The sequence below is a fragment of the Leclercia adecarboxylata genome, assembly GCF_006874705.1.
GTDB classification, from domain to species: Bacteria; Pseudomonadota; Gammaproteobacteria; order Enterobacterales; family Enterobacteriaceae; genus Enterobacter; species Enterobacter adecarboxylatus_C.
The window spans coordinates 4696967-4718093 of sequence record NZ_CP035382.1; the positions used below are offsets into that span (position 1 = coordinate 4696967).

Consider the following 21127-nt stretch of genomic DNA (forward strand, 5'->3'; position numbering starts at 1 on the left):
GCCATGCTACGTGTCATCGACACCGAAACCTGCGATCTGCAGGGAGGGATTGTGGAAGTGGCGTCTGTCGATGTTGTGAACGGGCAGATCGTCAACCCATGCAGCCATCTGGTGCGTCCGGATCGCCCCATCAGCCCGCAGGCGATGGCGATTCACCGCATCACCGAGGCGATGGTGGCCGACAAACCCTGGATTGAAGAGGTGATCCCGCACTATCACGGCAGCCAGTGGTATGTGGCGCATAACGCCAGCTTCGATCGCCGCGTTCTGCCCGAGATGCCGGGAGAATGGATCTGTACCATGAAGCTGGCCCGGCGCGTATGGCCGGGGATCAAATACAGCAATATGGCGCTCTATAAGTCGCGCAAACTCAGCGTCAGGACGCCGGAAGGGCTGCATCATCACCGCGCCCTGTACGACTGCTATATTACCGCCGCGTTGCTGATTGATATCATGAACACCACCGGCTGGACCCCGGATGAGATGGCCGACATCACCGGACGACCGGCGCTGTTGACCACCTTTACCTTCGGTAAATATCGCGGGAAAGCGGTAGCGGAGGTGGCAGACAAAGATCCGGGCTATCTGCGCTGGCTGTATAACAACCTCGACAGAATGAGCCCCGAGCTGCGCCTCACCCTGAAGCACTATCTGGGCGGATCCTGATCCGCCTCTCCAGACCGGGCGGTCAGTGTCTCCTGCGCCAGGCCGACGATAAACGCATACTCCAGCGCCACCCCTTCATAGGATTTAAAGCGCCCGGATTTCCCGCCGTGTCCGGCATCCATGTCGGTACAGAGCAGCAATAAATTATCGTCGGTCTTCATCTCACGCAGTTTCGCCACCCACTTCGCGGGCTCCCAGTACTGCACCTGGGAGTCATGCAGGCCGGTGGTGACCAGCATGTGCGGATAGGCCTTCGCCTCTACGTTGTCGTAAGGGCTGTAGGCTTTCATGTAGCGGTAGTAGGTCGGATCCTGCGGGTTGCCCCACTCCTCATACTCTCCGATGGTCAACGGGATGGATTCGTCGAGCATGGTGGTCAGCACATCGACAAAGGGCACCTGCGCCACCACGCCTTTAAACAGCCCCGGACGTTCGTTGATCACGGTACCCATCAGCATGCCGCCCGCGCTACCCCCCATCGCGAAGCACTGTTTCCTGTCGCCATACCCCAGCTCGAGCAGCCCATCGCAGACATCGAGATAGTCGTTGAAGGTGTTTTTCTTTTTCAGGAATTTGCCGTCCTCATACCACTTCTGCCCCAGCTCGCCGCCGCCGCGAATATGGGCGATAGCAAAGACGAAGCCCCGGTCGAGCAGGCTTAAGCGGCTGCTGCTGAAATCGGCGTCGATGCTGGAACCATAAGAACCGTAGCCGTAGATGAGGATCGGGTTTTTGCCCTTGCGGAAATGGTGCTTATGGTAGACCAGCGAAACCGGCACTTCGGTGCCGTCGCGAGCTACAATCCAGACGTGCTCGCTGCGGTAGAGTTCAGCATTAAAGCCTTTGACCTCGGCCTGCTTCAGCACCTTGCGCTGCCCGGTGTCCATATCCAGCTCGAACAGGGTATCGGGAGTGGTCATGGAGGAGTAACCGTAGCGCAGGCGCGACGTTTCCGGCTCCGGGTTATAGCCAATCCAGGTTACGTAGGCGGGATCGTCGAAGGCGATACCGATCACCTCCCGGGTTTTGCGGTTGATCTGCCGCAGGCTGGTCAGCCCGCGCTGGCGCTCTTCCACCACCAGCCAGTCGGTAAAGAGGGTAAAGCCTTCAAGCATCACCTGCTCGCGCGGCGGGATCAGCACTTCCCATTTGCGTTCGTCGCGCACTTTGGTTTTGTAAAGGCCAAAGTTTTTGCCCTCCCGGTTGGAGCGCAGATAGAAGGTGTGCTGGAAGTGGTCGAGACTGTACTCGTGATCCTTGCGGCGCGGCATAAAGCACAGCGGCTGGGCGTCCGGCAGTTCGGCATCCAGCAGCAGCACCTCGGTAGTGGTGGCGCTGGCGAGGAAGATAATCACGTAGTGTTTCGACGTGGTCTTGTGCAGGCTGACGTAAAAGGTTTCGTCTTTCTCCTCATAAACCAGCTCGTCGCTGGTGGACGCGGTGCCTACCGTATGCCGCCAGACCTGAAAAGGGTGCAGCGTGGTGGCATGCTTTTTGATGTAATAGACGGTCTCCGAGTCGTTGGCCCAGATAAAATCGGGGGAGACGTTGTCGAGCATCTCAGGATACCAGTTCCCGGACTCCAGATTGCGGAACCGTAAGCCGTACTGCCGTCGGGAGAGGTAGTCTTCGGCCAGGGCCATAATGGCGTTATCCGGCGATACCGCCATGCCGCCAAGGGTATAAAACTCGCTGTGCGACGCCCGCTGGTTGGCATCCAGCAGCGTTTCCCACTCCTCCCACTCGGCGCAGAGCACCGACTGCCGCTGATAGATGGCGTATTCGTTACCGGGCTCATAGACGTGTCGGTATCGATAGCCGTTGCGACTCCAGGGCGCCGAGACGTCACGCTGCGGAACGCGCTCTACCATTTCGTTAAGCAGACGGTCCTGCAGCGCCTGCTGCGTCGACATGACCCTGCGGCCATAGTCATTTTCATCGTGGAGGTAATCCAGCACCTCCGGCTGTGAGCGGGTATCGTCGCGCAACCAGTAATAGTTGTCGATACGCGTGTCACCGTGCGCGGTGAGAGCGTGCGGTATGCGTTGGGCTTTAGGTGGCATGTCAGTATGATTCTTTTACGTTTAACACCCTATAAGGTTGGCAAAACATGCGCACGATGCAAGCGAAACGGGATACCCGGGGGTAAAAAGTTAGCCGGGGAGCGCCTGTTTTTGCTGACGAATATCCTGTTCAATGCCTTCCCGGACCTCGGTCGGGATTTTCAGCGCATCGCCCAGCGCATTGAGATAGCTGCGCTCCATAAAGTGATCGATATCGATCGCCGCGCAGCTCAGGAAATAGAGCTCCAGCGCTTCCTCTTCATTTTTTATCCCCTGCGCCAGTCGTTGGGGATCAAGCGGCTGCTCGATGGCCTGGGCCACCAGCGTCCTGCCCTGCTCCTCCACGCCCGCTTCCCGCAGCTGCTGCTCAATGGCGGCACGCTCTCGATCGTCAATGTGCCCGTCGCTCTTCGCCGCAAAGACCAGGGCCAGGATCAGCCTTTCACTGCGCACATCCAGTGCCGAGGCCTGCTGACCAAACTGCGGTTCATCCTGATGGGCGCTGCGCACCTTGTCCTTATACTTGTTCCACAGCACGGTACCGGCAATAGCGCCGCCGCCCGCCAGCAGGGCCCCGGTGCCGTATTTCGCCAACAGCTTACGCGAGGATTTATTCGCAACCAGTAGCCCTGCAAGGCCGCCAAGCGCCCCTGGCGCCAGCATTTTGCTCAGCCCTTCTCCCGAGGATGACCCCGCTTTCTGCCCCAGCAGCGACTGTAATTGATTCAACCAGTTTGACATGATTTCCCTCACTTAACGGTGCATGAATCTCACAGCCTAAGCGAGGGGATGTCAGGAAATGTCTGCGGCGACAAAAGAAGCGAAAATTCACTTTTTCGCTGACTGGTACTGCGCGCTAGCCGCTTTACAGTCCACCTTCACCTGATAATGGATATCGGTGTTTTTCCCCCGCACCGTCAGCGGCACGGTCCAGCGATCTTTTTCACCCTTTACCTCCTTCGGGTTGATCCACGCTACCGGGTCGGCCATCCCCAGCGTCTTTTGATCGTCCGCCCAGCGCACGATGCGGTTTTGCAGATAGTCCCGCTTCACGCTGGCGGCAATCCCCTCGGCATCCTGACCTTCACAGGTCGGAAACTTCACGGTTTTCTCATCGGTGGCCTGCGCCGTCAGGCTGGCACTCAACAGCGCCAGCGCCATCACAACCCCTGTTTTGTTCATCACGATCTCCTGTATTGGCTCCCCAAAAGCATGGTCGAAAAATATGACGATGCAAATAACCGCCTGTCGGCACGGCGGATTTTCGCGAAGCAAGACAGACGCAAACGTTTTCGTTTATACTGCGCGCAACTTTTTCAGGGGGATGATTATGACTCGTTTAGGAACTGCGCTGCGCCCGGCAGCGACGCGCGTAATGTTGCTCGGATCCGGTGAACTGGGCAAAGAAGTGGCCATCGAGTGCCAGCGCTTAGGGATTGAAGTGATCGCCGTCGATCGCTATGCCGATGCCCCGGCCATGCACGTTGCCCATCGCTCGCACGTCATTAATATGCTCGATGGCGACGCCCTGCGTGCGGTGATTGCCGCAGAAAAACCGCACTTCGTGGTGCCGGAAATCGAAGCTATCGCCACCGATACCCTGCTGGCGCTGGAAGCCGAAGGCCAGCACGTGGTGCCCTGTGCCCGCGCCGCGAAGCTGACCATGAACCGGGAAGGTATTCGCCGCCTGGCCGCGGAAGAGCTGGCTCTGCCTACCTCCCGCTACCGTTTTGCCGACAGCAAAAGTGATTTTTTAGAGGCGGTCGCCGCGATTGGCTACCCGTGCATCATTAAGCCGGTGATGAGCTCCTCCGGTAAGGGACAGAGCTTTGTGCGCAGCGCCGACCAGCTGGATCAGGCCTGGGATTACGCCCAACAGGGGGGCCGCGCCGGAGCCGGACGGGTGATTGTTGAGGGGGTGGTGCAGTTTGATTTTGAGATCACCCTCCTGACCGTCAGTGCCGTCGATGGGGTGCACTTCTGCGATCCGATTGGCCACCGTCAGGAAGATGGCGACTACCGCGAATCCTGGCAGCCGCAGCGGATGAGCCCGCTGGCCCGCGCACGCGCCGAGGAAATTTCCCGCAAGGTAGTGCTGACCCTGGGCGGCCACGGGCTGTTTGGCGTCGAGCTGTTCGTCTGTGGCGACGAGGTAATTTTCAGCGAAGTCTCTCCGCGTCCGCACGATACCGGCATGGTGACCTTGATTTCTCAGGATCTCTCCGAGTTCGCCCTGCACGTTCGCGCCTTCCTCGGCCTGCCGGTCGGCGGCGTGCGTCAGTATGGTCCCGCGGCATCGGCGGTGATCCTGCCCCAGCTGACCAGCCAGAACGTCACCTTTGATAACGTTGATGCCGCAGTGGGCGCGGGCCTGCAGCTGCGTCTGTTCGGTAAGCCAGAAATCGAAGGTTCGCGTCGCTTAGGCGTGGCGCTGGCAACGGGCGAAGATGTGGAAACCGCAATAGAGCGGGCGAAACAGGCCGCCGCCAGCGTGCAGGTAGCAGGATAAAAAAAACGGGCCTGATGGCCCGTTTTTTTAGACATTTGACGTTTATCGTAGGCCGGGTAAGCGCAGCGCCACCCGGCAAACAAAGCGCACGACAGTCAAAAAGCTTACTGCTGCGCGCCTTCTACCGCTTCGCGCGCCAGCTTAGTGATGCGATCCCAGTCGCCCGCTTCCAGCGCATCCGCCGGAACCAGCCAGGAGCCACCGATGCACAGCACGCTTTTCAGCGCCAGATAGTCACGGTAGTTCGCCGGGGAGATGCCGCCAGTCGGGCAGAAACGCACGTTGGCGAACGGACCTGCGATAGCCTGCAGCGCTTTGGTGCCGCCGTTGGCTTCCGCCGGGAAGAATTTGAACTCTTTCAGGCCGTAGTCCAGACCCAGCATCAGCTCAGATACGGTGCTGATGCCCGGGATCAGTGGAATAGAGCCTTCGGTTGCCGCTTTCAGCAGGGGCTCGGTCAGACCCGGGCTGATGGCGAACTGCGCACCGGCTTCGGTGACTTCAGCCAACTGCTGAGGGTTCAGTACGGTACCTGCGCCGATGATGGCTTCCGGCACTTCTTTGGCGATGGCGCGAATCGCATCCATTGCACAGGCGGTACGCAGGGTCACTTCCAGGACGCGAACGCCACCGGCAACCAGCGCTTTCGCCATCGGCACAGCGTGTTCCAGCTTGTTAACCACGATCACCGGCACTACCGGGCCAGTTTTCAGGATTGCTTCTGCACTTGTATTCCAGTTTTTCATCAGAGTTTTTCTCTCGCCAGATCGATAATTCTTGTCGTCTTAAAACGTAATACAGGTCGCGCCCTGCTCTGCGCCCGAGAGGTTCTCGCGCAGCGCACTGAACATTTCGCGCCCCGTGCCCACGCGCGATGCGCTCAGGTCAGGAATATGTGGCTTACGTGCGGCAAGTACCGCCTCATCCACCAGTAAGGTCAACTCGCCAGTCTGACCGTTAACGCGGATGATGTCGCCATCGTACACTTTTGCCAGCAATCCACCGTCGTAAGCTTCCGGGGTGACATGGATGGCAGAAGGCACTTTACCTGATGCGCCGGAGAGGCGTCCATCGGTTACTAACGCAATTTTGAAACAGCGGTCCAATAATACACCAAGTGGCGGCATTAGTTTATGTAATTCTGGCATGCCGTTCGCTTTTGGTCCCTGATGACGGACCACAACCACGCAATCTTTGTCCAGCAGACCGGCTTCAAATGCCGGCAGCACGTCATGCTGACTCTCGAACACAATCGCCGGGGCCTCAATAACCTGGTTTTCCACCGGCACCGCAGAGGTCTTCATTACCGCCCGACCCAGGTTGCCGTTCAGCACTTTGGTGCCGCCGTGGTGAGAGAATGGCTTGTCGAAGGTGGCGATCACGCTCTCATCCAGCGAAGCCTGAGCCCCTTCACGCCAGTCCAGCTCGCCATCGTTCAGCCACGGCTCCAGGGTGTAACGCTGCAGGCCAAAACCGGCCACCGTGTTGACGTCTTCATGCAGCAGACCGCCCTTCATCAGCTCGCGCATCAGCACCGGTACGCCGCCCGCCGCCTGGAAGTGGTTAATGTCTGCCGGGCCGTTCGGGTAGAGACGGGTCATCAGCGGCACCGCTTCAGACAGATCGGAGAAATCGTCCCAGTTGATGAGAATGCCCGCAGCACGGGCCATCGCCACCATGTGCATGGTGTGGTTGGTGGAGCCGCCGGTCGCCAGCAGAGCCACGATACCGTTGATCACCACTTTTTCATCAACCATTTTACCGAGCGGCATCCACTCGTTGCCGTTACCGGTCAGGCGGGTCACCTGCCGCGCCGCTGCGGCGGTCAGGGCTTCACGCAGCGGTGCATCCGGGTGGACAAACGACGAGCCCGGCAGCTGCATTCCCATAAATTCCACCACCATCTGGTTGGTGTTGGCGGTACCGTAAAACGTACAGGTGCCCGGCGCGTGATAGGACGCCGCTTCCGACTCCAGCAGCGCCATGCGATCCACTTTGCCTTCGGCATACAGCTGGCGAATGCGCACTTTCTCTTTATTAGCCAGACCACTGGCCATCGGGCCTGACGGCACGAACAGCGCAGGAAGATGACCAAACGACAGGGCCGCCATCGCCAGCCCCGGAACAATCTTGTCGCACACGCCGAGGTACAGCGCGCCATCAAACATGTTATGCGACAGGCCGACCGCGGCGGACATGGCGATCACTTCCCGGCTCAGCAGCGAGAGTTCCATCCCGTCCTGACCCTGGGTCACGCCGTCGCACATCGCAGGCACCCCGCCCGCGACCTGGCCCACGGCATTGGCCTGGTGCAGCGCTTTCCGAATGATGTCCGGGTAGGTCTCATACGGCTGATGCGCCGAGAGCATGTCGTTGTAGGAGGTGATGATGCCGATATTGTTACGCAGCATGCTTTTCAGCGAGGCTTTATCTTCTGGCTGGCAGGCGGCAAAACCATGCGCCAGGTTACCGCAGGCCAGCTGCGAACGATGGACCGTATCGGTCTTCGCCTGCTGAATGCGCGCGAGGTAGGCTGAACGGGTCTTTTTCGAGCGCTCAACAATGCGCTGTGTTACCCGTAACAAAGTCGAATTCATAGAAGCTCCTGTCATTTATCTGTCCGCGCTCTGGAATTAACAAAGTGTTTAGCAGGCTATAACATCGCTGAAACGCTTGATTGCCGGAGCTCTGGGGCAAAATCGCTTCTGGCAGTGTAATAAAAAAAGCTCCGGGTGGAAATCCACACGGAGCTTAAATGGTTACTTATTGTGCGCTGGCCTGAGCCAGATCATGTTACCGGTAAAATAACCCCTAAGGATTAGCGGTTAATTTACTCAAACTCGTTCCAGGAGCGGCCGTCACGGGTGATCATCGCCACAGAGGCAACCGGTCCCCAGGTACCCGCCTGATAAGGTTTCGGTGCATCCTGATCCGCGGCCCAGGCTTCGGTGATGGAGTCGACCCATTTCCACGCCTCCTCCACTTCGTCACGACGCACAAACAGGGCCTGGATCCCACGCATGGTTTCCAGAAGCAGACGTTCGTACGCATCCGCCAGATGGTTCTGGTTGAAGGTTTCGGAGTAGCTCAGATCCAGCTTGGTGGTCTGCAGGTTGTGCTTGTGATCCAGGCCAGGCACCTTGTTCAGCACCTGAATATCCACGCCCTCGTCCGGCTGCAGACGGATGGTCAGTTTGTTCTGCGGCAGCTCCTGCCAGGACTCTTTGAACAGGTTCAGTTCCGGATTTTTGAAGTAGACAACCACTTCAGAGCATTTGGCCGGCAGACGTTTACCGGTGCGCAGGTAGAAAGGCACACCCGCCCAACGCCAGTTGTCGATATCCACGCGGATGGCGACGAAAGTTTCGGTGCTGCTGGTTTTATTCGCGCCCTCTTCTTCCAGATAGCCCGGCACTTTTTTACCCTGGGCGAAACCGGCGGTGTACTGACCGCGGACGGTTTTCTCACGCACGTTGGAGCGATCGATGCGGCGCAGGGACTTCAGCACTTTCACCTTCTCATCGCGAATGCTGTCTGCAGAGAGATCTGACGGCGGTGCCATGGCGATCATGCAGAGGATTTGCAGCAGGTGGTTCTGGATCATGTCGCGCATCTGACCGGCCTGGTCAAAGTAACCCCAGCGCCCTTCAATCCCCACCTCTTCCGCCACGGTGATCTCCACGTGGTCGATAGTGCGGTTATCCCAGTTATTCACAAACAGGGAGTTGGCGAAACGCAGCGCCAGCAGGTTGAGCACCGTCTCTTTACCGAGGTAGTGGTCGATACGATAAACCTGGCACTCTTCGAAGTATTCCCCGACCTGGTCGTTAATTTCACGGGAGGTCGCCAGCGAGGTACCCAGCGGTTTTTCCATGACCACGCGTGCCGGCTTGGCGTTCAGTTTTGCTTCGCCGAGCCCTTTGCAGATGGCGCCGAAGGTGCTTGGCGGCATGGCGAAATAGTTGATGGTGACGCGATTTTTTTGATCGAGCATCGCGCCCAGATCGGCAAAGGCCGACGTGTCGTTCACGTCGAGGTTGCAGAAATCGAGACGTCCACTCAGCGTATCCCACAAACTTTCATCGATCTTCTCCTTCATGAAAGTTTCCAGCGCTTCGCGCACCACTTTGGTATACGCGTCTTTATCCCAGTCGGCACGGCCCACGCCCAGGATGCGCGTCTCCGGGTGGATCTGACCCGCTTTTTCCAGTTGATACAGGGAAGGCAGCAATTTCCGGCGTGCAAGATCGCCTTTCGCGCCGAAAATGACCAGGTCACATGCCTGGGCTGTTTGCGTTACCGCCATGTCATTCTCCTCAGTTGGATATCCTGGTGCTTTTGCCAGAATATCGTTGTAATTTTATTACATGCACTCTACTGCTTTTATGTCATTCCCGAAACCATTTGCACTTATCCTCGCGTGCGATACGGCGATATTTCGTCAGGGGATCGCCCCGCGCGGGGTAATAACGGTGAAACGGGCGAAATTTTGTTCTCTCAGGCCGTTGCTAAAATCCGACAGCGATCAAGTAATGAAAAAAAACAACAACATTTTTTTCGGGGTTTGCCCTTTTCGGCAAATCACAGGCGTATATTCTTGCTAATTCGAATCGCGATTTCACCCCTTAATGAAATCGTTTCCACCGATGAGCGCCGTGTTAATAATGAACATGCTGGAAAAAATCCAGTTTCAACTGGAACACCTTAGCAAATCCGAGCGAAAAGTGGCTGAAGTAATTCTCGCCGCCCCCGCTCAGGCCATTCATTCCAGCATCGCCACTCTGGCCCAGGAGTCGGGGGTCAGCGAACCGACCGTCAACCGCTTCTGCCGCAGTATGGAGACGCGTGGCTTTCCTGATTTTAAACTGCATCTGGCGCAGAGTCTGGCTAACGGAACCCCCTATGTAAACCGCAATGTCGATGAAGACGACAGCGTGGAGGCCTATACCGGCAAAATTTTTGAATCGGCAATGGCGACGCTGGACCAGGTCCGCCAGTCGCTGGATATGGGGTCGGTTAACCGGGCCGTCGATCTACTGACTCAGGCGAAGAAAATTGCCTTCTTTGGTCTCGGGTCGTCAGCAGCCGTCGCTCACGATGCAATGAACAAATTTTTTCGCTTTAATGTCCCGGTTATCTATTCCGACGACATCGTGCTGCAACGCATGAGCTGTATGAATTGTAACGAAGATGACGTGGTGGTGCTGATATCGCATACTGGTCGTACCAAAAGTCTGGTTGAGCTGGCCCAGCTGGCGCGTGAAAACGATGCCATGGTAATTGCTCTCACCACCACCGGTACGCCGCTGGCGCGTGAAGCGACGCTGGCGATCACTCTCGACGTGCCGGAAGACACCGACATCTACATGCCGATGGTGTCGCGTCTGGCGCAGTTAACCGTCATCGACGTGCTGGCTACCGGCTTTACCCTGCGCCGCGGGGCGAAATTCAGAGATAACTTGAAGCGCGTCAAAGAAGCGCTCAAGGAATCGCGTTTTGATAAAGAATTGTTCATCAAGGGTGAAGTTCCCTGATCGTCAATTATAAAGTTGTTACTTTTTTCGGCATTCGGTAAGTTTCCTGTTGGTATTACGGCGGACAACGTGCCGAATCATCGTTCACGCAACACCAGGTTGTTTCAGACAACGGAGTATTACATGTCCAGAAGGCTTCGCAGAACCAAGATCGTTACCACCTTAGGCCCGGCTACTGACCGCGATAATAACCTCGAGAAAATCATCGCTGCAGGCGCCAACGTGGTACGTATGAACTTTTCTCACGGGACACCGGAAGATCATAAATTACGTGCAGATAAGGTCCGTGAGATCGCGGCAAAACTGGGACGTCATGTAGCTATCCTCGGTGACCTTCAGGGTCCCAAAATCCGCGTATCGACCTTCAAAGAAGGCAAAGTTTTCCTCAATATCGGTGACAAGTTCCTCCTCGACGCCAACCTGAGCAAAGGCGAAGGCGACAAAGAGAAAGTGGGGATCGACTATAAAGGCCTGCCTGCTGACGTGGTGCCGGGCGATATCCTGCTGCTCGACGACGGTCGCGTTCAGCTGAAAGTGCTGGAAGTTCAGGGCATGAAGGTGTTCACCGAAGTAACCGTTGGCGGCCCGCTCTCCAACAATAAAGGCATCAACAAGCTGGGCGGCGGTCTCTCTGCTGAAGCTCTGACCGAAAAAGACAAAGCCGACATCCTCACCGCGGCTGAGATTGGCGTTGACTACCTCGCCGTCTCCTTCCCGCGCTGTGGCGAAGATCTGAACTACGCCCGCCGTCTGGCGCGCGACGCAGGTTGCGATGCCAAAATTGTCGCCAAAGTGGAACGTGCGGAAGCGGTCTGCAGCCAGGACGCGATGGATGACATTATCCTCGCCTCTGACGTGGTGATGGTGGCCCGTGGTGACCTGGGCGTTGAGATTGGCGACCCGGAACTGGTCGGGATCCAGAAGGCGCTGATCCGCCGTGCCCGTCAGCTGAACCGCTCCGTGATCACCGCCACCCAGATGATGGAGTCGATGATCACCAACCCAATGCCGACCCGTGCGGAAGTCATGGACGTGGCGAACGCCGTGCTCGACGGTACCGATGCGGTGATGCTGTCAGCCGAAACCGCTGCCGGCCAGTATCCGGCGGAAACCGTGGCCGCGATGGCGCGCGTCTGCTTGGGGGCAGAGAAGATCCCAAGCATCAACGTCTCCAAGCACCGTCTGGACATTCAGTTCGACAACGTGGAAGAAGCCATTGCGATGTCAGCGATGTACGCGGCTAACCACCTGAAAGGCGTGACCGCAATCATCACCATGACCGAATCCGGCCGTACCGCGCTGATGACCTCGCGTATCAGCTCCGGCCTGCCGATTTTCGCTATGTCCCGTCATGAGCGCACCCTGAATCTGACCGCGCTGTACCGCGGCGTGACGCCGGTGTTCTTCGACAGCAACAGCGACGGCGTGGCGGCGGCGAACGATGCCGTGAATCTGCTGCGCGACAAAGGCTATCTGGTTTCCGGGGATATCGTCATCGTGACCCAGGGCGATGTGATGAGCACCATTGGCTCAACCAACACCACCCGCGTGATGACCGTCGAATAATACGGCGGTTTTGCCGGGTGGCGCTGCGCTTACCCGGCCTAGAGGTTCGTAGGCCCGTGCAAGCGAAGCGCCGCCGGGCAAAAAAAATCCCCCGAGACGGGGGATTTTTTATTTCTTGGGATACAGCTCTTTGCGCTTGTAAGGCTCTTTCTCGCCCGGCTTGCGCGTCTTCAGCAGTTTCAGGATCCAGGTGTACTGCTCTACATGCGGCCCCACCAGTATCTCCACCTCTTCGTTCATCCGACGCGCAATGGTGTTGTCGTCGGCGGTGAGCAGATCGTCCATCGGCGGGCGGACTTCAATCGTCAGGCGATGGGTTTTGCCATCGTAAATCGGGAAGAGCGGGATCACCCGCGCCTGGCATACCTTCATCAACCGACCAATCGCCGGTAGCGTGGCCTTATAGGTGGCAAAGAAATCGACAAACTCGCTGTGTTCCGGCCCGTGATCCTGGTCCGGCAGATAATAGCCCCAGTAGCCCTGGCGCACGGATTTGATAAAGGGTTTGATGCCGTCGTTGCGGGCATGCAGGCGGCCACCAAAGCGACGACGCACCGTATTCCATACATAATCGAAAACCTTGTTCCCCTGGTTGTGGAACATCGCCGCCATTTTTTGCCCCTGCGACGCCATCAGCATCGCCGGAATATCCACGCCCCAGCCGTGCGGCACCAGGAAGATCACCTTTTCGTCGTTGCGACGCATCTCCTCGATGATTTCCAGACCTTTCCAGTCAACGCGGCCGGCGACCTTTTCCGGCCCACGTAACGCCAGCTCGCCCATCATGGCCATCGCCTGTGGCGCGGTGGTGAACATCTCGTCAATGATCGCTTCGCGCTCCGCCTCACTCTTCTCCGGGAAGCAGTAGAAGAGGTTTATCTGCGCGCGGCGGCGGGCGCTTTTACCCAGCTTGCCCGCCAGACGTCCCACTTGACCAAGCAGTGGGTCGCGCACGGATGCCGGAAGCATTGCAATACCGGCAAAGGCATAAACACCCAGCCAGGCGCCCCAGAAGCGCGGATGACGAAAGGATTTCTCAAATTCAGGAATGTATTCACTGTTGTTTTTTTGGGTTTCCATGCTTTTTCCAGGGCGGGTGATGCTTAAAAGAGTAATGCGTTAGTTTAGCGAGGCAGTGCGCAAGGCACAAAAGAAAAAGCCGGTGCAGTAACGCACCGGCTTTTATCGCTGCAGGATTAATTAATACTGAGCTGCGGCATAACCTCTTTGACCTGCGCCAGATAATCGCTACGGTCCTTACCGGTCAACCCTTCGGTACGCGGCAGTTTCGCCGTTAACGGGTTGACCGCCTGCTGGTTGATCCACACTTCATAGTGCAGGTGCGGGCCGGTAGAACGCCCGGTATTGCCCGATAGCGCGATGCGATCGCCACGCTTCACCTTCTGCCCCGGCTTCACCAGCAGCTTACGCAGGTGCATATAGCGGGTGGTGTAGGTACGTCCATGACGCACGGCAACGTAATAGCCGGCGGCACCGCTGCGTTTTGCCATCACCACTTCGCCATCACCGACTGCCAGAACAGGTGTCCCCTGCGGCATAGCAAAGTCCACACCGCGGTGCGGGGCTACGCGGCCGGTAACCGGGTTCAGACGACGCGGGTTAAAGTTCGAGGAGACGCGGAACTGTTTCGAGGTCGGGAAGCGCAAGAAGCCTTTCGCCAGACCGGTCCCGTTGCGATCGTAGAATTTGCCGTCTTCGGCGCGGATCGCATAATAATCTTTCCCGTCAGAGCGTAAACGAACCCCAAGCAGCTGGCTCTGCTCGCGCTTGCCGTCCAGCATTTCGCGGGACATCAGCACCGACCAGGCATCGCCTTTTCTCAGCTTACGGAAGTCCATCTGCCACTGCATGGCTTTGATCACTGAACTGATTTCACCGCTGGTCAGACCCGCTTCACGCGCGCTGGCAACGAAACTGCCGCCGCCTAAGGTGCCTTTGATAGCGCTGTTAACCCAGTCGCCCTGCTGCATTTCGCTGCTCATCTTGAAACCGTTTTCAGCACGATCGTAGGTGCGGGTTTCACGACGGGAGACTTCCCAGGTCAGGCGCTGTAAATCGCCGCTGTCGGTCAGGGTCCATGAAAGCTGCTGACCAATTTTCAGGTTACGCAGATCTTTATCCGCGGCAGCAAGCCGGCTGATTTCGCCCATATCGATACCGTACTGGTTAAGCACGCTGCTTAAGGTATCGCCAGTTGAAACCACATATTCATGGACGCCGCTTTCAGGGGCGATTTTGTCATCCAGTTCATCCTGCGGAATAGCTTCTTCTTCCTGCGGGGCCTGGTCGATAGGTTCACTGGCTTCGGGCAACAGTGAGCGGATTTCGTTTCTTTCCAGTTCGATGGTCTTGATAACTGGCGTGGAATTTGGGTGGTAAATATAGGGCCGCCAGACGGCGACCGCTAAGGTGAGAACAGTAAGCGACCCCAGCATGACGCGGTGGGGCCGGGGCAAATTATTAAATGCCAGGGCGACAGAGCGGGCTATCTGTTGCACGTATTCACTTCCTCGTTAATCTCCTTTCAGGCAGCTCGCATACTGGTTCGCCAGTTGGCTGAGGAACTGCGAATAGCTCGCTTTGCTCAACTGGATAGAGGTTCCAAGTGGGTCAAGGGTGCCCATACGCACGGACGTACCCCTTGCCACGGCTTCAACGACCGCTGGCCTGAACTGTGGCTCAGCAAAAACGCAGGACGCTTTCTGCTCAACCAACTGTGTTCTGATTTCATGTAAACGCTGCGCACCGGGTTGAATTTCTGGATTGACGGTGAAATGGCCAAGCGGCGTGAGACCGTAGTGTTTTTCATAGTAGCCGTAGGCATCATGAAAAACGAAATATCCTTTACCTTTCAGTGGTGCGAGCTCGGTACCCACCTGCTTGTCGGTTGCGGCAAGTTGTGCCTCAAAATCCTTCAGGTTGGCGTCAAGTTTGGCTCGACTTTGCGGCATAAGTTCCACTAATTTTTCATGGATTGCAACCGCCGAAAGGCGTGCTATCTCTGGGGAAAGCCAAAGGTGCATATTGTACTCACCGTGATGGTGATGCTCGTCACCTTTTTCCCCTTCAGCGCTCCCGTGATCGTGGTCATGATCGTCATCATCAGACCCTTTCATGAGCAGCGGTTTCACACCCGTAAGATTAGAAATGTTAACCTGTTTAGCATCCGGCAGCTGACTTGCAGACTTCTGCATGAAGGCTTCCATCTCTGGCCCAATCCAGACCACTAAGTCTGCGTTTTGTAAGCGTTTTACATCCGAAGGGCGCAGGGAATAGTCATGTTCAGAGGCACCATCAGGCAGTAACACCTGGGTTTCCGTCACGCCATCTGCAATAGCGGAAGCGATAAAACCGAGCGGCTTAAGCGAAGCGACAACGGCGGCGTTAACATCTTGTGCTGTTGAACCCCAAAGGGCAGCGGATAATGCTGCGAAAAGAAGCGTATTTTTCTGTAACATAATGCGACTATTCATCGTAATGAGTTGGTGGAATGTGATATTATAACATTCGATGACTTCTGCAAGCATAAAATTGACATGACGAATCTGGTAACTCTCGAAAACATTTCGGTTTCATTCGGTCAGCGCCGCGTCCTCTCTGACGTTTCGCTGGATTTGAAACCCGGTAAAATTTTGACGCTGCTTGGCCCCAATGGCGCGGGTAAATCGACGCTGGTGCGCGTGGTGCTGGGCCTGGTAGCACCCGACAGCGGCCTTATCAAGCGTGACCGGCAGCTGCGCATCGGCTATGTACCGCAGAAGCTGCACCTGGACGCCACCCTGCCGCTCACGGTCAGCCGTTTTCTGCGTCTGCGTCCCGATACGCGCAAAGAGGACATTCTTCCGGCGCTCAAGCGGGTACAGGCCGGGCATCTGATCGACGCGCCCCTGCAAAAGCTCTCCGGGGGCGAGACCCAGCGCGTGCTGCTGGCCCGCGCCCTGCTCAACAAGCCGCAGCTGCTGGTGCTCGACGAGCCTACCCAGGGGGTGGACGTCAACGGTCAGGTGGCGCTGTATGACCTGATCGATCAGCTGCGCAAAGAGCTGGACTGCGCCGTGCTGATGGTGTCACACGATCTGCATCTGGTGATGGCAAAAACAGACGAAGTGCTCTGTCTGAACCATCACATCTGCTGTTCTGGCACACCGGAAGTGGTCTCCATGCACCCTGAGTTTATCTCGATGTTTGGCCCACGCGGCGCCGAGCAGCTGGGCATTTATCGCCACCATCACAACCACCGCCATGATTTGCAGGGACGCATTGTCCTTCGCCGGGGAAACGGTAACTCATGATTGAATTATTATTGCCCGGCTGGCTGGCCGGGATGATGCTCGCCTGCGCGGCGGGTCCACTGGGCTCGTTTGTCGTCTGGCGTCGGATGTCTTACTTTGGCGATACCCTCGCCCACGCCTCCCTGCTGGGTGTGGCGTTTGGCTTACTGCTGGATGTTAATCCGTTCTATGCAGTGATTGCGGTGACGCTGCTGCTGGCCGCCGGTCTGGTGTGGCTGGAGAAGCGCCCGCACCTGGCGGTGGATACGCTGCTCGGGATCATGGCGCACAGCGCCCTGTCGCTGGGTCTGGTGGTGGTCAGCCTGATGTCCAACATTCGCGTGGATCTGATGGCCTATCTCTTCGGCGACCTGCTGGCGGTGACGCCGGACGATCTGATTGCTATCGCCATCGGGGTGGTAATCGTGCTGGCTATCCTGCTGTGGCAGTGGCGTAACCTGCTGGCGATGACCATCAGCCCGGATTTAGCCTTTGTTGATGGCGTGAAGCTGCAACGCGTCAAGCTGCTGCTGATGCTGGTGACCGCCCTGACCATTGGCGTGGCGATGAAGTTTGTCGGGGCGTTAATTATTACGTCGCTGCTGATTATCCCCGCCGCCACCGCGCGTCGTTTTGCCCGCACGCCGGAGCAGATGGCCAGCGTAGCCGTGGGTGTCGGGATGATTGCCGTGACCGGAGGGTTAACCTTCTCAGCGTTTTACGACACCCCAGCCGGACCGTCGGTGGTGCTCTGTGCGGCAGCGCTGTTTATCTTCAGCATGATGAAGAAACCGGCCAGCTGAGGTAATTAATTGCCCGGTGGCGCTACGCTTACCGGGCCTACAGGATCGCGCTAATCCAGGCCGGATAAGGCGCAGCCGCCATCCGGCAATTTTCGCAGAGGTTAAGGCATCTCCGGCGGCGTAATGCCAAAGTGATCCCAGGCACGCACCGTCGCCATGCGCCCGCGTGGCGTGCGCTGCAAAAAGCCCTGCTGGATCAGGTACGGCTCCAGCACATCTTCAATGGTTTCCCGCTCTTCACCAATCGCTGCCGCCAGGTTATCCAGCCCGACCGGCCCGCCAAAGAACTTGTCCAGCACCGCCAGCAGCAGCTTGCGGTCCATATAGTCAAACCCTTCGGCATCCACGTTCAGCATATCCAGCGCCTGAGCGGCGATCTCATGCGAAATGGAGCCGTCGTGCTTCACCTCGGCAAAATCACGCACCCTACGCAGCAGTCGGTTCGCAATACGCGGCGTACCGCGGGAGCGCTTCGCCACTTCAAAGGCCCCCTCTTCGCTCATCTCCAGCCCCATGTAGCGCGCGCTGCGGCTGACGATATGCTGGAGGTCGGGCACCTGATAAAACTCGAGGCGCTGCACGATACCGAAACGGTCGCGCAGCGGCGAGGTTAACGAGCCCGCGCGGGTGGTGGCGCCAATCAGGGTGAAGGGCGGCAGATCGATCTTAATCGAGCGCGCCGCCGGACCTTCGCCAATCATGATATCCAGCTGGTAATCTTCCATCGCCGGATAGAGCACCTCTTCCACCACCGGTGACAGGCGGTGGATCTCATCGATAAACAACACATCGTGAGGTTCGAGGTTGGTCAGCATCGCTGCCAGATCGCCCGCTTTCTCCAGCACCGGGCCGGAGGTGGTGCGCAGATTGACGCCCATCTCGTTGGCGACAATGTTGGCAAGCGTGGTTTTCCCGAGCCCTGGCGGGCCAAAAATCAGCAGGTGGTCGAGTGCGTCGCCACGAAGTTTCGCCGCCTGGATAAAGATCTCCATCTGCGAGCGTACCTGCGGCTGGCCAATATACTCATCCAGCAGCTTCGGGCGGATCGCACGGTCCACCAGATCTTCTGTCTGAACGCTGCCGGCCGAGACCAGACGGTCTGCTTCAATCATCCTTTACCTCACAATGCAGCGCGCAGCGCTTCACGAATCAGGGTTTCACTGGTCGCGTCCGGTTTAGCAATCTTGCTGACCATCCGGCTCGCTTCCTGAGGTTTATAGCCCAGCGCCACCAGCGCGGCAACCGCTTCCTGTTCCGCATCGTCTGCTGTCGGGCCGGCAGGTGACGTCAGCACCAGGTCAGCAGCAGGGGTAAACAGATCGCCGTGCAGACCTTTAAAGCGATCTTTCATCTCAACAATCAGGCGCTCGGCCGTTTTCTTGCCGATGCCGGGAAGTTTAATCAGTGCGGCGGGGTCTTCGCGCTCAACGGCGTTAACAAACTGTGGAGCCGACATCCCGGAGAGGATCGCCAGCGCCAGCTTTGGCCCTACGCCGTTAGTTTTGATCAGCTCTTTAAACAGGGTGCGTTCCTGCTTATTGTTAAAGCCAAACAGCAGCTGGGCATCTTCACGCACGACAAAGTGGGTGAAGACAATCGCCTCTTTGCCCGCGTCCGGCAATTCATAGAAGCAGGTCATCGGCATATGCACTTCGTAGCCCACGCCTCCGGCCTCAAGCAGCACTATCGGGGGTTGTTTTTCTAAGATGATGCCTCTGAGTCTGCCTATCACGTGACGCTCCTGCGTTAAGGGCTAAAAGTTACCGCTGCCATAATAAAAAAAGGCTGGATAAACATCCAGCCTGATTTCATATTTAGCGCAATCGACCGCGCGCCAGATTGAGCCGCGACTCGCTTATCTGCATCGCGTTCTGGCTGACGTGGCAGTGGGTAATGGCGATCGCCAGGGCATCGGCGGCATCCGCCTGCGGATTGGCGGGCAGTTTTAACAGGGTTCGCACCATGTGCTGCACCTGGCTTTTGTCTGCTCCACCGTTCCCCACCACGGTTTGCTTGACCTGCCGCGCGGCGTATTCAAACACCGGCAGATCCTGATTTACCGCCGCGACAATCGCCACGCCGCGTGCCTGACCGAGCTTCAGCGCTGAGTCGGCGTTCTTCGCCATAAACACCTGTTCGATGGCGAAATAGTCCGGCTGGAACTGGGTAATGATCTCCGTCACGCCCGCGTAGATGAGCTTCAGACGCGACGGCAGATCGTCCACTTTGGTACGGATACAACCGCTGCCAAGGTAGGTCAACTGACGCCCGACCTGGCGGATTACGCCATAACCGGTGATGCGTGAGCCCGGGTCAATACCGAGAATAATCGCCATCACGCCTCTCCGGTTGTCGGTTTACGTTGGGCCATTACAGCGTAGCCGCAACCTCGTCGGAGATTTCACCGTTGTGGTAAACTTCCTGCACATCGTCGCAGTCTTCGAGCATGTCGATCAGACGCAGCAGTTTTGGTGCGGTTTCCGCATCCATGTCCGCTTTGGTGGACGGGATCATGGTGACTTCAGCCGCGTCGGCTTTCAGACCTGCCGCTTCCAGCGCATCACGCACCGCACCCATCTCTTCCCATGTGGTATAGACGTCAATCGCGCCGTCGTCATAGGTCACAACATCTTCAGCACCGGCTTCCAGCGCCGCTTCCATGATCACGTCTTCGTCGCCTTTCTCGAAGGAGATCACCCCTTTTTTGCTGAACAGGTAGGCCACGGAACCGTCGGTACCCAGGTTGCCACCGGTTTTGGTGAAGGCGTGACGCACTTCCGCAACGGTACGGTTACGGTTGTCGGACAGACACTCAATCATCACCGCCGTGCCGCCTGGACCGTAACCTTCATAAATGATGGTTTCCATGTTGGTGTCATCGTCGCCGCCTACGCCACGGGCGATAGCACGGTTCAGGGTGTCACGCGTCATGTTGTTGCTCAGCGCTTTATCGATCGCTGCGCGCAGACGTGGGTTGGAGCCGGCATCGCCGCCGCCCAGACGGGCTGCGGTAACCAGCTCACGAATGATTTTGGTAAAGATCTTACCGCGTTTGGCATCCTGTGCCGCTTTGCGGTGTTTGGTGTTGGCCCACTTACTATGACCTGCCATAAAAAGTTCCTCAAAATTATCCTGCGCCTTTCAGCTTCCAGATGCGTTGGCTGCGCCCGCTCACACCAGTCACTTACCGATGTAAGCTCCTGGCGATTCGCGACCTTGCCGCCTTCCTGGAAACTGAAATGCTTGGAAATTAATTAACATTGATTACAAATTCTTCAATCGCCTGCCGGTTGCTCCACGACTTGGTTAACGACGCGGCCTCGGCCGCGCTAACCCAGCGGTAGGTCAGGTGTTCGGTGAACACGATCTCCCGCTCGTGAGGAAGCGCAAGGCAGAACCAGGATTCCGTATTGCGTTCAGTCCCCGGCGCGTAGCGATGACGTAAATGGCTAAAAATTTCAAAATCCACCGTGCGCTGACAGTCCTTCAGGGTCAGTTGCTCGCGAGCAACGTCAATGGCGACCTCTTCCTTTACTTCGCGCGCGGCGGCCTGCAGCGCGGTTTCACCCTCTTCCAGGCTGCCGGTAACCGACTGCCAGAACGCGGGATCGTCGCGCCGCTGCAACATCAGCACCCGCTTCGTGTCCTGGGCATAAATGACAACTAAGACAGAAACGGGAAGCTTATATGTCAT

Annotated in this window: 20 protein-coding genes; 6 read left to right on the forward strand and 14 right to left on the reverse strand. The window is 57.4% G+C overall.

From position 1 onward, the window contains the following. Nucleotides 1–3 precede the first annotated feature (3 nt). Nucleotides 4–666: an exodeoxyribonuclease X gene (gene exoX, locus ES815_RS23445; protein ID WP_142489960.1), complete on the forward strand. Its 663-nt coding sequence runs from the start codon at nt 4–6 to the stop codon at nt 664–666. On the opposite strand, the gene ptrB is transcribed toward exoX, so the two are convergent. From ptrB to yebF, 3 genes are all read right to left on the reverse strand, one after another. After that, nucleotides 648–2729 carry an oligopeptidase B gene (gene ptrB / locus ES815_RS23450; RefSeq protein ID WP_142489961.1) on the reverse strand — a complete coding sequence of 694 codons (2082 nt, stop codon included), beginning with the start codon at nt 2727–2729 and terminating at the stop codon, nt 648–650. The two genes, exoX and ptrB, sit on opposite strands and share 19 nt — an antisense overlap. Before the next feature lie 90 nt (nt 2730–2819). Then, nucleotides 2820–3470, reverse strand: a complete 651-nt coding sequence (locus tag ES815_RS23455) for a tellurite resistance TerB family protein (protein ID WP_142489962.1) — start codon at nt 3468–3470, stop codon at nt 2820–2822. 87 nt (nt 3471–3557) lie between these two features. Next, nucleotides 3558–3911: a protein YebF gene (gene yebF, locus ES815_RS23460; RefSeq protein WP_142489963.1), complete on the reverse strand. Its 354-nt coding sequence runs from the start codon at nt 3909–3911 to the stop codon at nt 3558–3560. A 148-nt stretch (nt 3912–4059) separates the two neighbouring features. Here yebF and purT point away from each other — a divergent pair, with 148 nt between their 5' ends. Then, complete coding sequence (gene purT / locus ES815_RS23465; RefSeq protein WP_142489964.1) at nt 4060–5238, forward strand: formate-dependent phosphoribosylglycinamide formyltransferase; 1179 nt, start codon at nt 4060–4062, stop codon at nt 5236–5238. Between the two features lie 104 nt (nt 5239–5342). Here the strand turns inward: purT and ES815_RS23470 are convergent, their stop codons facing one another. The 3 genes from ES815_RS23470 to zwf all read right to left on the reverse strand — a co-directional run bounded on the left by ES815_RS23470 (nt 5343) and on the right by zwf (nt 9544). After that, complete coding sequence (locus ES815_RS23470; RefSeq protein ID WP_059307637.1) at nt 5343–5984, reverse strand: bifunctional 4-hydroxy-2-oxoglutarate aldolase/2-dehydro-3-deoxy-phosphogluconate aldolase; 642 nt, start codon at nt 5982–5984, stop codon at nt 5343–5345. 39 nt (nt 5985–6023) lie between these two features. Beyond that, nucleotides 6024–7835, reverse strand: coding sequence for a phosphogluconate dehydratase (gene edd / locus ES815_RS23475; RefSeq protein WP_142489965.1), 1812 nt, complete (start codon nt 7833–7835; stop codon nt 6024–6026). Between the two features lie 233 nt (nt 7836–8068). After that, the gene (zwf, locus tag ES815_RS23480) at nt 8069–9544 is read right to left on the reverse strand and encodes a glucose-6-phosphate dehydrogenase (RefSeq protein WP_142489966.1); all 1476 of its coding nucleotides are present in this window, start codon (nt 9542–9544) and stop codon (nt 8069–8071) included. Between the two features lie 322 nt (nt 9545–9866). Here zwf and ES815_RS23485 point away from each other — a divergent pair, with 322 nt between their 5' ends. Both ES815_RS23485 and pyk read left to right on the forward strand, forming a co-directional pair. Then, nucleotides 9867–10772 carry a MurR/RpiR family transcriptional regulator gene (locus ES815_RS23485; protein ID WP_142489967.1) on the forward strand — a complete coding sequence of 302 codons (906 nt, stop codon included), beginning with the start codon at nt 9867–9869 and terminating at the stop codon, nt 10770–10772. Between the two features lie 123 nt (nt 10773–10895). Then, nucleotides 10896–12338, forward strand: coding sequence for a pyruvate kinase (gene pyk, locus ES815_RS23490; protein WP_106993322.1), 1443 nt, complete (start codon nt 10896–10898; stop codon nt 12336–12338). A gap of 108 nt (nt 12339–12446) precedes the next feature. Here the strand turns inward: pyk and lpxM are convergent, their stop codons facing one another. The 3 genes from lpxM to znuA form a co-directional block, all read right to left on the reverse strand. Next, entirely contained in the window at nt 12447–13418 is a 972-nt protein-coding gene (gene lpxM / locus ES815_RS23495) for a lauroyl-Kdo(2)-lipid IV(A) myristoyltransferase (RefSeq protein ID WP_142489968.1), read from the reverse strand. 116 nt (nt 13419–13534) lie between these two features. After that, complete coding sequence (mepM, locus tag ES815_RS23500) at nt 13535–14857, reverse strand: murein DD-endopeptidase MepM (RefSeq protein WP_142489969.1); 1323 nt, start codon at nt 14855–14857, stop codon at nt 13535–13537. 15 nt (nt 14858–14872) lie between these two features. Then, on the reverse strand, nt 14873–15817 hold the full coding sequence (gene znuA / locus ES815_RS23505; protein WP_142490116.1) for a zinc ABC transporter substrate-binding protein ZnuA: 945 nt from the start codon (nt 15815–15817) through the stop codon (nt 14873–14875). Between the two features lie 78 nt (nt 15818–15895). On the opposite strand from znuA, the gene znuC reads away from it, so the two are divergent. Both znuC and znuB read left to right on the forward strand, forming a co-directional pair. Next, nucleotides 15896–16651: a zinc ABC transporter ATP-binding protein ZnuC gene (gene znuC, locus ES815_RS23510; protein WP_142489970.1), complete on the forward strand. Its 756-nt coding sequence runs from the start codon at nt 15896–15898 to the stop codon at nt 16649–16651. Continuing rightward, entirely contained in the window at nt 16648–17433 is a 786-nt protein-coding gene (znuB, locus tag ES815_RS23515) for a zinc ABC transporter permease subunit ZnuB (protein WP_142489971.1), read from the forward strand. Before znuC ends, znuB begins: the two co-directional genes overlap by 4 nt. 101 nt (nt 17434–17534) lie before the next feature. On the opposite strand, the gene ruvB is transcribed toward znuB, so the two are convergent. The 5 genes from ruvB to nudB form a co-directional block, all read right to left on the reverse strand. Continuing rightward, the gene (ruvB, locus tag ES815_RS23520; protein ID WP_142489972.1) at nt 17535–18545 is read right to left on the reverse strand and encodes a Holliday junction branch migration DNA helicase RuvB; all 1011 of its coding nucleotides are present in this window, start codon (nt 18543–18545) and stop codon (nt 17535–17537) included. Nucleotides 18546–18553: 8 nt separating this feature from the next. After that, nucleotides 18554–19165, reverse strand: coding sequence for a Holliday junction branch migration protein RuvA (ruvA, locus tag ES815_RS23525; protein ID WP_142489973.1), 612 nt, complete (start codon nt 19163–19165; stop codon nt 18554–18556). A gap of 82 nt (nt 19166–19247) precedes the next feature. Continuing rightward, nucleotides 19248–19769: a crossover junction endodeoxyribonuclease RuvC gene (gene ruvC / locus ES815_RS23530; RefSeq protein ID WP_039030827.1), complete on the reverse strand. Its 522-nt coding sequence runs from the start codon at nt 19767–19769 to the stop codon at nt 19248–19250. A gap of 34 nt (nt 19770–19803) precedes the next feature. Then, on the reverse strand, nt 19804–20544 hold the full coding sequence (locus tag ES815_RS23535; protein ID WP_142489974.1) for a YebC/PmpR family DNA-binding transcriptional regulator: 741 nt from the start codon (nt 20542–20544) through the stop codon (nt 19804–19806). Between the two features lie 139 nt (nt 20545–20683). Beyond that, entirely contained in the window at nt 20684–21127 is a 444-nt protein-coding gene (gene nudB / locus ES815_RS23540) for a dihydroneopterin triphosphate diphosphatase (protein ID WP_142489975.1), read from the reverse strand.